Here is a 10,813-nt window from a genome sequence, read left to right as displayed (position 1 = left end):
ACGTTGACTGTTGCTGCACAGTTCCGCGCTCTTTATTTATCGATACATATTTCTTAACATCCACATTGTTGCGTGGCGGTTTAATTAACTCAGTCTCCAACTATCATGATATTACACTTACGATCACGTACTCTATTTTGGTCCCAGTCGATAAAATATATATACCCGACAGAACCGATAAGCAATGTTTTATCTTTTAAGACAAAGTTTTCACTAGAGCCAAATAGCGTCGCTCGAAGATGCGCATCCGCATTTAATATTGTCGCTTCATCCGTCGGATAATCAGGATCATCCAAACCGTGAAGAAAATCAACATGGGCTTGTCCTGGATAGAGATAATCTGACTCTGTTAGTTGTCGCGGAATCAGTTTATTTAATATTCGGTTAAGATCGACTTGAATGTACTCATCACCATTAAAGTCGGTATCATGAACGTATTCTTCAAAAACAACGGAACATGTTGTATGTGGTGAAGAAACCACACAAATACCATGAGTGATTTGACTTTTTTCGACTATTTTTCGAATTTGATTTGTAATGTTGTGATATGTGACACGTGTACCATTTGATGTGAGTATCAGTTGGTCGTAATAAGTTGCCATAGTTTCCCTACTTTCTATCCGTTTTCGTTGCGTCTGTGACGGCTTGTAACATATCTCTTACCATCACACTTGGATTATCAGCTAACACGATACCACTCGTGCATCCCGTACCATCTGCACCTTTTGCGATTGTATGATAGACGTCTTCTGGTGTGGTAATCCCTGCCGCTTGCATAACAAGAATATCTGAAGAAATCGCCCGAATTTCTTCATTCGTTTTCTCGATGTAGCTAGCATCACTGGTTTGTCCGGTTCCAATTAATTCTGTTGGTTCACATAAAATGATATCGGGTGCTAACATGGCGATGGCTTTCGCTTCTTTAACAGAGTCAGCACATACAATCGTTGTTATGCCAACTGCTTTTGCTTTATCGATGGAAGCAACAAGTTGAGAAAGGGTTAACGGATGTTCAGCATGGTTTAGCATCACCGCCGATACCCCTGCTTCTTTTAAACTATCCCCCGTTACAAATCCCATCCCTCGTCCTAAATGAATCCCATCCATATGTTGGGCTGTGATGATAAGATTGTTTGTTTGATCAGCTAAGGCTTTTAAATCAACATACTGCGCAGTAAAATACACATCAAAATCAGCTGCTTCTGCATACCGGTCGGCAGCAATAGCTAATTCATATGCATGTTTGCCGGTTAAATACGACTTTGGGTTGATCATAAAAAATGGTCGACTCTTCGTTGAATGTTTCATAGTATCATCCCTTCAGTTCTATTGGTTGTGTTTCAAATACATGATAATAGTGGGTTAATACCTCTTTAAACCCTCGTTCGAGATTATCTCTTAACGCCATATAATGTGGTGTTTGTGTTTGTGCTTCTTTATGCGCCGCCACTATTAAATCTGTAAAAATATTTATTTTACGCATTCCTTCTCTTGCGCAGCGCTTTAAATTCTCATCCCCTGTCGAACTACCGCCGTGTAACACAAGGGGCACCGACAGTTCCTTATCGATTTCATTTAATCGTTCAAAGTTAATCTCAGGTTTACCTGTATACTCACCGTGGGCCGTTCCAATGGAGATGGCTAATGAGTCGATGCCCGTAGATTGGCTAAAGGCTTTTGCTTCACTTAACGTCGTATACTGTGATTGATCATTATCTTCCCCTTCATATGAAACGGTATTAGAGCCGACATGACCAATTTCCCCTTCGACAACAACCCCGTGTGAATGAGCATATTCAACAATCGACTTCGTTACCTGAACATTGTCTTCAAAAGATAACGATGAGCCATCAATCATAACCGATGTAAAACCTAAGCGAATCGCTTCTTTTATAAAGGTGGGATCCGAGCCGTGATCTAAATGTAAAACGATAGGCACGCTTACTTTTTCTGCATAGTGTTTACCAATCCAGGCCGCTTCTTCTAAACTAAGGTAATCTTGATGCGACTCAGCATACGCTAAAATTAATGGTAAACCTAACGATTCGGCTGTTTCTGTATAAACTTTAGCCGTTAGTGCATCAATAAAGTTTGTCGCTGGAATCGCAAAGTTCTTCTTATCTGCGATATGAAATAATTCTGTTGAACTGACTAGCATACTACTTCCCTCCAATAGTTAAGAAGAACCGACACAAGATGTGTCGATTCAACTGTAAAATTAGCTCAATTGACGTTTAATCTCATCATAAACTTGATCAGCACCAATGCCTGTCAGAAGCGGGACGCCGTTTATTACTTTACTTTTAATTTTGTCTGGAACAACCGTTGTGGTGACAATCGCATCGTAATCATCAATTTTATTCATCTCATCTGCCACTTTTGATTGATACAACGTGACCTCTTTGTCTAACCCATGATCTTTTAACCAATCTTTAATTTTACCTGTCACGACCGTTGACGTTGCGACACCTGTCCCGCACATTATTAGTAATTTTTTCATCATGACGCCTCCTCTTTCACCTGTGAACGATTGGGTCTTACCTTATTGACATAAAACAGTCCAAAAACAGTGATGATACCGATGATGCCAATACCAATCCAACCTAAATGGTCGGATGCGAGCACATACATTAACGTTGTCCATAGACCGCCTTCTGCCATCGCCGTAATACTTGAGTTACCTGCCATATCAAAGTTTGAAGCGATTGCCGCATCTGTAACTAATGGCGCAACCCATGACGTAATATAAAGGATGGATGCCATATAAAACGTGCCACCGACAACAGTACGAATAATATTTCCACCAAAGACCGCTGCCATTAACGCTACCACAAATGGAATCGTCGCCAAATCACCAAATGGGAGCGTACTGTTACCTGGCAAGATGATCGCTAACGCAATCGTAATCGGGACAAGTAAGAGGGAAGAAGATAAGACAGCTGGGTGCCCTACTGATAAAGCTGAGTCCATCCCGATATAAAGCTCTCTTCCTGGGAATCTTTTTCTAACAAATTCTGTTGCGGATTCAGAGATTGGTGTTAACCCTTCCATTAACAGTGACACCATTCTTGGCATCAAAATCATAACAGCGGCTGTTGAAACGCCTAATTCACCCACACCACCAACATCATAACCAGCTAAGACACCGATGACTAAACCGATGATTAAACCCATCACCGTCGTATCACCAAAAATACCAAATTTCTTTTGAATGGATTCTGGGTCTGCTTCTAATTTATTAAAACCAGGAATACGGTCAAACAACCAGTTCATCGGCACCGCAAAGAGAAACCCTGGCGCCGATGTCCCGTGAGGAAACGTAATGTTTGGGAAGCCATAAAACTTATTAATAATCGGACCAATTACATCGCCTAGTAAAATGATCATCATGAAGTAGACCGCGGTTGTAAAGAGACCTAAGGCAAAGTTATCGGTAATGACATACACAAGTGAAGCAACAAAAGCCGCATGCCAGAAATTCCAAATGTCTACGTTTAACGTTTTTGTTAGACCAAACACTAATAGAACAATATTAATGATAATACCAACAGGAATAGATAAACTTCCTAGAATCGTCCCGTAAGAGATCGCTGCAGCTGCTGGCCACCCAACATCAATGGTCGTTAAACTTAGGCCAAAGCGTTCGACCATTGTTTGAGCTGCTGGTCCAAGTGAATTACCTAGCAAGCCAATAACAAGGTTTAGACCGACAAAACCAATCCCTACTTTTAAACCTGATATAAACGCTTTTCCAGGTCTGGCTCCTAGAATCAGACCAAAAGCAAAAATAAGAATAGGTAAGACGACAGTTGCCCCTAAATCAACAAACCACTGTAGTGCATTTAACATAAAAATTCCTCCCTCACTAAATTAGGTTTTCCGTTCGAATAATGGTTAAATAGTCTTCTTTATTCGTGCAAGAAAGTAACGCTTCTAAGACGGTTTGTTTCTGAATCAAATCCATTAATTTTCTTAATATATCCAACTGTTCATGCGCTTCTTTTAGACCGAGCATAAACACAAGACGCACCGGGACGCTCTTCTCGGAACCATCCATCGCTTGAAATGCCACGGGTTCTTTTAGCGACATAAAGCCGATTTGTGATTGTTTTACTTTGTCACTATCGGTATGCGGAATGGCAATACCAATATTATTGACAATCAAACCCGTTGGAAAATCTTGTTCACGATTAATCACACCATCAATAAACTGATCGGTTACTAAGTCTTCGTCTTTAAAACATTGCGCTAAAGCTTTTAAGACCGCTTCTTTTGAAGACATATTTTCTTGTTGTAGGATGATAATTTCCTTATCAAATAACATGTTATTACTCCAATCTATACAGGCGTATTTTCATTTATAAACATCAGCAAGTCACTAGTATCCGTCATCGACACTATGTGTTCGACATAGGATTTTTTCTCAATTAATTGGTACAGCTCAGCAAACACATCTTTAATCTCATTAATATCTTTTTCAGCTACGCCAATAAAAATAATGAGCTGTACTTTGTTTGATCCCCACTGAATCTTATGTGTCAATGAGACAATGGAGATAAACGATTGTCTCATTGTATGACTTGATGCGTGCGGTATCGCGACGCCAGTGTACAAGCTTGTTTCCCCCATTGCTTCTCGTTCGTAAAGCGATTGTCTAAATTCGCCAGTGACTAATCCTCGTTGATACGCTTCTTCTGAGAAAAAGTCGAGGACTTGGTCTTTTGTCTTAAACGCTTTATGAAGAAAAATATTATCTTTTATTAAATACTTTTCAAGCTTTGTTTCTGATTTAGTTTGCTTCGGTTTAAGAATCAACTTACTTTGACTCATCTCATCATATTGTTTTTTAATACACATCATCTCCGACTCTGTGACTAACGGTGAGACATAAATTACTGGTTGCTTTTCATAGGTCAGTGGTACAGACGAAATGATTAAATCTACTTCATCTAGATTATTTTGATAAAAATCTGAGAGTGAGATTGTTTCTATCATATTTGTCGCAGGTAACGCGTGTTTAATTCTGTTGTAAATTAACTCTGAGGTGGCTAAAGCTTTCTCGCACACAATCAAGATTTTGTTCATTGGAATCTTTTTTTCTATGGATACTTGAAAATGAATAGTAAGAAAAGAAATATCATGATCGTTTAATTGAATATCATAAGTTTCTTCTATATCATTCATTAAGTACCACACAATATTAAATAACACACTGTATTGACGCTTAATACTTTCAAGTAACGGATTTGTTAAGGTTATGCCTAATTTTAAGCGGTAAATCATCGTTGTCATATGGGCAATCAACACATGAAACAAATGCGAATCATGTTGTAAGTCTACTTCCAACATATGACTCATTTTTTTAATCAACTGTTTAACAATCTGCACATTTTCTGGATGGGCTTGTTGCATTTCGAGTACGGGTTTAATGTCATGAGCAAATAATAAACTTGATAAATACTCAATATCATGCTTTTCTAACACTAAACCAAGCGTATGATGCATCCATTCCGAAAGTTCTACCGCAATCAAATACGACTCCATATACGTCACATTCTCAATAAAAACTTGTTTTTTCTTTGTCGTGTGACAGCCAATATAAAGGCGTTGAACATAAATCAATAAACTAATATAGAGCGAGTCTTTGTAATAATCACTTAAAGGTCTACCCGCTTTGGCGATCAGATTGCCATAGACTTGATGAACAAATTGAATGACCGTTGGATTAAAAAACTGCTCAGCCAAATCCTCTAAAATAGACATACGTTTCACTACATCTACTAATGGTGCATCATCCAATAGTGAAAAAATATAACGTTTTAAAACATGTTGAATATCTTTCTCTTCTCCTCTATGGCGTGTGCCAAAATGGTCTGAAATTAATTGAACATCTTTGCCAGTCAAAAACGTTTGAATCTCTTCCATATCTTTTCTTAGTGAACTAGCACTGACGACATAGTCTGCTGATAATTGTTCGTAGGTCATCTGTTCATTTTGTAAAAACAATCGTTTGACAATCTCACGCTGTCTTTCTTCAGGTGAAAAAGATAAATGACGGGGGGATAATTGTTCAATGAGCTTCTTCTCAAAAATTTCTTTTGCTTGAGCTGAACCTTTTAAGAGCAAGCCCTTTCTAGGCATCTTTTCGATACAAGTTGTCCCATCCATTGCACCATTTAAAAACGCAACATCATCGTAAATCGTTTTTGTAGAAACGGATAATTGGTTACTAAAAAAATTAGCCGGCCGGTAATCTAATTCTTCTGCTAACAACTTATAAAGATGAAATCTTCGCGCATCTGTTTTATTCATATCCATGTCCCCTTTACCTTTTACACTTTCATTATAGTAAACGCTTTCTTTTTCAACCATGACATCTTTCTTCCACATTAATGTGGAACAGCTTAACTTCTATCTATTTAATCGGCTTATGGAAAAGTTACATCACATTTATACTATTGATACTCGTCATATAACTCAACACACTGTTGATATTATACCGCTATGCAGATAAAGCGGGTACATATTTTTCATTTCTGTATTTTCCCAATAAAAAAACCATAAGAAGTGATGATTCACCTCTTACAGTTAGATTTCTTGAGTATTTAATTGATTAATGTTAGTGATATTTGTATATTTTCAAAGTGCTTATAAGCATATATTTTAGTTCTTTACTACTCACTTTCTATACATTACGGCTTAATATAACTTGCCCCGTGATGTTGTTGATCACTTAAATAGACAACACCTGATGGTACAGTATCAATGCCTTCCACAAGATCGGTTTGACTGATGCCTTTATTCGTTAATGACACCAGACACGCTTTCACTTTCACTTCTTTATTTAACACATGTTTTAGTCGATCGCTCACTTCACTCGTTTTGACTAACCCACTAATAGCCGGTCCATTCACTAACACAATCACTTCTTCATTGGCATAGTCAACCATATTGTTGACATTATTAAGCGCCAATTGCCACTTCTCAGGTTCATCGATATGAAAAATAACCCGTCGCATCGTTCATTCCTCCCTAAATAACACAGGTTGTCTTATTTCTGTGTCTGAGCTTCTTTACTTTCATTGTAACGTGACGATCCATAAAATGCGACTGATACCATTCGTTCTTCTAAAGAAGGTTGTTCATTTGATTATCTATCAGCTATAATTTTAAGAAAGCACTTCCATTTTAAAAGATACGACGTTGATACATGTCAGACAAATAATGTGAAGGAGTTATCACGTGAAGACACGCACACAACCTATCTTACAATTTAAAGAAAAAACAAAGCACGGAAACGAAGCTTTTCCGCTACAATTGTATCAAAATGTTACCCATTACGAAAAAGGACTTATCTTTCATAATCATTGGCATAATGAAGCGGAGTTGTTTTATGTAAAAGAAGGAGACATTGATTTAGTCATAAATGAAGTCTCGTTCGTCGCAAAAGAACAGACGATCGTTTTAATTCCACCCAACATCATTCATGGCGCCTACCTTTCGAGTAATAAAAAATGCCAGTTCTCATCTATTGTGTTTCATCCAGATTTTATCGCAAGTAAGCGCGATGATAAAATTCAAACAACTCAATTAGAACCATTTTTAAATCAGACGTTTATTCCTTCGTATGTCATCAAAAAAGACGATCCCAACAACCAGACTCTCACCCATTTATTACATGCTTTTGAAAGAAGCTATCAAAACAGACGGAACTATGCTGAAACACAAATGAAAGGTTATCTTTTCTTGATGTTATGTCAGATCCTCGAAGGCAGACCATTAGGTGACATAGGAATCGTACCTAATGATGTAAATGAAGAAAGAAAAAAGAATATTCTCACCTTCATTAGTGAGCATTATCAAGATGACATTAGCTTAGAGACAATGGCAAAGGTCTTATCCTTAAGCAAGGAACAATTTTGCCGATTTTTCAAACAATCGTTTCATTCCACACCGATGCAATATGTCACACAATTCCGTTTAAAACGGGCAATGGAACAGCTTAAATACACTGATTCTCCTATTATTGATATTGCTTTAGACGTCGGTTTTGACAGCAGTAATTACTTTTCGATTGTCTTTAAAAAAGTGACCGGCATGACGCCAACACACTATCGTAAAATGACACGATAGTCATACTATTTGACATGATAATAAAGGATATAACACCGTCTACTCTCTATAATTGACGTTAATAACAATAAGAGGAGGCGTCCTATGTCAGTTTTCAAAAAAGGACCAGAATATTTAGAATACCATCATGCCGGTGAAACGTTACGTATTATGAGCTGGGGAGAAAATAGTTTCAGAGTCGCGTCCGTTCCAAATGGCCCGTTAGATTTAAAAAGCAGCGCCCTACTTCCACAAGCATCAACCGCCACCATTGAGATCCAAGAGGATGTCGCTACCATAACTAATGGTAATATTTCTGCGACGATTGACACGAGAGGTTGGAACAGTGCTGCTGTTGTTACTTTCTATAATGATAAGAAAGAGCCAATTTTAAGAGAAATAAACGGTGGAGGCGCGCTTGTTCGTAAAGCCCGTTTCTTTAAAGCGCATATTGGTGGTGATTTCCGCTTAAAAGCCACATTTGAAGCTAATCCAAATGAAAAAATATACGGGATGGGACAGTATCAACAAGACCTACTAGATTTAAAAGGGTGTAATATCGAATTAGCCCACCGCAACTCTCAAGCTTCTATCCCTTTTTATGTCTCTAATCTTGGTTACGGCTTCTTTTGGCATAACCCAGCGATTGGCAGCGTGTCGTTTGGTAACAATACAACGGAATGGCGTGCTGACAGTACAAAGCAATTAGATTATTGGCTGACCGTTGGAGATACCCCAGCAAAGATCGAAGAACAATATAGCGCTGTTACAGGGCGCGCGCCGATGATGCCTGAATATGGATTAGGATTCTGGCAATGTAAATTGCGGTATCATAATCAAGCGCAAGTCCTCGAGATCGCTAGAGAATACCACCGTCGTAACATTCCTGTCGATGTTTTTGTCATCGATTATTACCACTGGCCACGTTGTGGAGATTTCTGCTTCGATGAAGCATCCTTTCCAGATCCTAAAGCGATGGTAGATGAATTACGTTCATACGGGATGGAAGTCATGGTCTCTATTTGGCCACAAATAGATTGGCGTAGTGAAAACTTCCAAGATATGCACCAAAAAGGACTCTTAGTCCAAACAGACCGTGGCCTTAACGTTCAAATGAGTTTTCATGGCAACAATGTGTTTTATGATGCGACGAATCCAGAAGCAAGAAAATATGTGTGGGAAAAATGTCAAGAGCATTACGGCAGACATGGGATTAAATTGTTTTGGTTAGATGAAGCCGAACCTGAATTTTCTACCTATGATTTTGATAATTATCGGTATTATGAAGGAAGCGTGCTGCAACAAGGAAATATCTATCCTAGAGAATACGCCAGAGGTTTTTATGAAGGACAACAAAGTAATGGGCAATCCGACATCGTGAACTTGGTGCGATGTGCATGGGCTGGTAGTCAACAATACGGTACGTTAGTTTGGTCCGGTGATATTCACTCAACCTACCAAGACTTCCGCAACCAAATTGTCGCAGGACTCCATATGGGCTTGTCGGGTATTCCGTGGTGGACGACCGACATTGGTGGTTTCCACGGTGGCAATATTTACGACAAGGATTTTCAAAACTTGCTTATTCGCTGGTTCCAATTCGGGACATTTTGTCCGGTCATGCGGTTACATGGCAGTCGCATGCCACATGAAGAGCTATTTAAAGCCGACGGTGAACCGACAGAATGGACAGGCGCACCGAATGAAGTTTGGAGTTACGGCGAAGAAAATTATCAGATTATGAAAAAATTCATTGCTATACGCGAGGACATGCGTGATTATACAAGACAACTCATGAAAGAAGCCCATAAAGTAGGTGCACCCGTGATACGTCCCATGTTTTATGAGTTTCCTGATGAGAAAGAAGCATGGGATTTAGACACGCAATATATGTACGGTCCGGACATTTTAGTCGCCCCAATAGTAGAAGCGTATGCGACTGAGCGTCACGTATTCTTACCAAAGGGAGCTGTATGGACAGACGCACAAACGGGTCAAGTATTTGAAGGTGGTCAGTGGCAAAAGGTAATCGCAAGTATAGACACGATCCCTATCTTCTTACGAGACGGTAAACAACCTTATCTTATCGGTAAAATTTAATGTGACGACTGTTTAAGCTTTTGCTAATAACTAAGCCAATCACTTAGTCGTCAGCTCAATTTAATATAACCGACTAGAAGAACCTTGCTTGTTCATTTGGCAAGGTTCTTTTCGTTAGTCTTTCTTAATGACGAAATGGACAAGTGAAAGTCCACGACTGTTCACCGAACGGTTTTTAAAGAAGCATGTCATCAAAAATAAGGCTCGGGGCACCGTTTCTCCCATGCCCCGAGCCTTATTAAACGTATCACTTTCCTTTTAGTACACCGATGACTTTTCCGTTAATCTTCACATCCTCACTGTCCATTAAAATGGGTTCATACGCATGATTCTCTGATTGGAGAATCACTTGCGAGCCCATTGGGTTATAACGTTTCATAGTTGCCTCATCATCAATCACCGCAATCACAATGTCACCTGTTTCAGCTGTTTGTTAACGATGAACAATGGCCGTATCGTCTGGGTCAACTTTTTCATTTGATGACAGAGGGAAAAGCATACTGTGTCAAGATACAAGTATGCGTATGATACAATGATGATTAAACAGAAACGATTAGGCGACGTTTACAGCCAGCACTCTATCAGGCTGAAGCGACAATTT

At 39.0% G+C, this 10,813-nt stretch carries 10 protein-coding genes and 1 pseudogene; 2 read left to right on the top strand and 9 right to left on the bottom strand.

The genetic code is table 11. The features are described from left to right. Positions 1-89: 89 nt before the first annotated feature. The 8 genes from BM390_RS08155 to BM390_RS08120 form a co-directional block, all read right to left on the bottom strand. Positions 90-602, bottom strand: coding sequence for a YjbQ family protein (locus BM390_RS08155; RefSeq protein ID WP_062322855.1), 513 nt, complete (start codon positions 600-602; stop codon positions 90-92). Between the two features lie 7 nt (positions 603-609). Next, complete coding sequence (locus tag BM390_RS08150) at positions 610-1,308, bottom strand: triose-phosphate isomerase (protein ID WP_082394550.1); 699 nt, start codon at positions 1,306-1,308, stop codon at positions 610-612. A 4-nt stretch (positions 1,309-1,312) separates the two neighbouring features. Next, positions 1,313-2,158 (bottom strand): class II fructose-bisphosphate aldolase, encoded by an 846-nt coding sequence (locus BM390_RS08145; protein WP_089854222.1) that lies wholly within the window; start codon positions 2,156-2,158, stop codon positions 1,313-1,315. Positions 2,159-2,218: 60 nt separating this feature from the next. Further along, positions 2,219-2,500 (bottom strand): PTS sugar transporter subunit IIB, encoded by a 282-nt coding sequence (locus tag BM390_RS08140; RefSeq protein ID WP_062322857.1) that lies wholly within the window; start codon positions 2,498-2,500, stop codon positions 2,219-2,221. Continuing rightward, positions 2,500-3,849, bottom strand: coding sequence for a PTS galactitol transporter subunit IIC (locus BM390_RS08135; protein WP_089854218.1), 1,350 nt, complete (start codon positions 3,847-3,849; stop codon positions 2,500-2,502). The genes BM390_RS08140 and BM390_RS08135 overlap by 1 nt, the downstream gene beginning before the upstream one ends. A 16-nt stretch (positions 3,850-3,865) precedes the next feature. Beyond that, the gene (locus BM390_RS08130) at positions 3,866-4,324 is read right to left on the bottom strand and encodes a PTS sugar transporter subunit IIA (RefSeq protein ID WP_089854215.1); all 459 of its coding nucleotides are present in this window, start codon (positions 4,322-4,324) and stop codon (positions 3,866-3,868) included. A gap of 14 nt (positions 4,325-4,338) precedes the next feature. Further along, the gene (locus BM390_RS08125) at positions 4,339-6,312 is read right to left on the bottom strand and encodes a BglG family transcription antiterminator (protein ID WP_177220682.1); all 1,974 of its coding nucleotides are present in this window, start codon (positions 6,310-6,312) and stop codon (positions 4,339-4,341) included. 380 nt (positions 6,313-6,692) lie between these two features. Next, complete coding sequence (locus BM390_RS08120) at positions 6,693-7,019, bottom strand: DsrE family protein (protein WP_089854209.1); 327 nt, start codon at positions 7,017-7,019, stop codon at positions 6,693-6,695. Positions 7,020-7,242: 223 nt separating this feature from the next. On the opposite strand from BM390_RS08120, the gene BM390_RS08115 reads away from it, so the two are divergent. Beyond that, a complete protein-coding gene (locus BM390_RS08115) occupies positions 7,243-8,133 on the top strand; it encodes an AraC family transcriptional regulator (protein ID WP_089854206.1) in 891 nt (296 codons plus the stop codon). Positions 8,134-8,217: 84 nt separating this feature from the next. After that, positions 8,218-10,212 carry a glycoside hydrolase family 31 protein gene (locus tag BM390_RS08110; RefSeq protein WP_089854202.1) on the top strand — a complete coding sequence of 665 codons (1,995 nt, stop codon included), beginning with the start codon at positions 8,218-8,220 and terminating at the stop codon, positions 10,210-10,212. A 247-nt stretch (positions 10,213-10,459) separates the two neighbouring features. Here the strand turns inward: BM390_RS08110 and BM390_RS08105 are convergent. After that, a pseudogene (locus tag BM390_RS08105) lies at positions 10,460-10,630 on the bottom strand (LexA family protein); the annotation flags it as partial. Positions 10,631-10,813 lie beyond the last annotated feature (183 nt).

Origin of the sequence: Halolactibacillus miurensis (assembly GCF_900116255.1) — a bacterium.
GTDB lineage: Bacteria > Bacillota > Bacilli > Bacillales > Amphibacillaceae > Halolactibacillus > Halolactibacillus miurensis.
This window is presented reverse-complemented; position numbering and strand designations above follow the sequence as displayed.

Excerpts from the sequence above, each read along its gene's own strand:
- BM390_RS08145 (WP_089854222.1), bottom strand. The coding sequence starts at position 2,158 with ATGCTAGTCAGTTCAACAGAATTATTTCATATCGCAGATAAGAAGAAC.
- BM390_RS08125 (WP_177220682.1), bottom strand. The coding sequence starts at position 6,312 with ATGAATAAAACAGATGCGCGAAGATTTCATCTTTATAAGTTGTTAGCA.
- BM390_RS08140 (WP_062322857.1), bottom strand. The coding sequence starts at position 2,500 with ATGAAAAAATTACTAATAATGTGCGGGACAGGTGTCGCAACGTCAACG.
- BM390_RS08110 (WP_089854202.1), top strand. The coding sequence starts at position 8,218 with ATGTCAGTTTTCAAAAAAGGACCAGAATATTTAGAATACCATCATGCC.
- BM390_RS08155 (WP_062322855.1), bottom strand. The coding sequence starts at position 602 with ATGGCAACTTATTACGACCAACTGATACTCACATCAAATGGTACACGT.
- BM390_RS08130 (WP_089854215.1), bottom strand. The coding sequence starts at position 4,324 with ATGTTATTTGATAAGGAAATTATCATCCTACAACAAGAAAATATGTCT.
- BM390_RS08120 (WP_089854209.1), bottom strand. The coding sequence starts at position 7,019 with ATGCGACGGGTTATTTTTCATATCGATGAACCTGAGAAGTGGCAATTG.
- BM390_RS08150 (WP_082394550.1), bottom strand. The coding sequence starts at position 1,308 with ATGAAACATTCAACGAAGAGTCGACCATTTTTTATGATCAACCCAAAG.
- BM390_RS08135 (WP_089854218.1), bottom strand. The coding sequence starts at position 3,849 with ATGTTAAATGCACTACAGTGGTTTGTTGATTTAGGGGCAACTGTCGTC.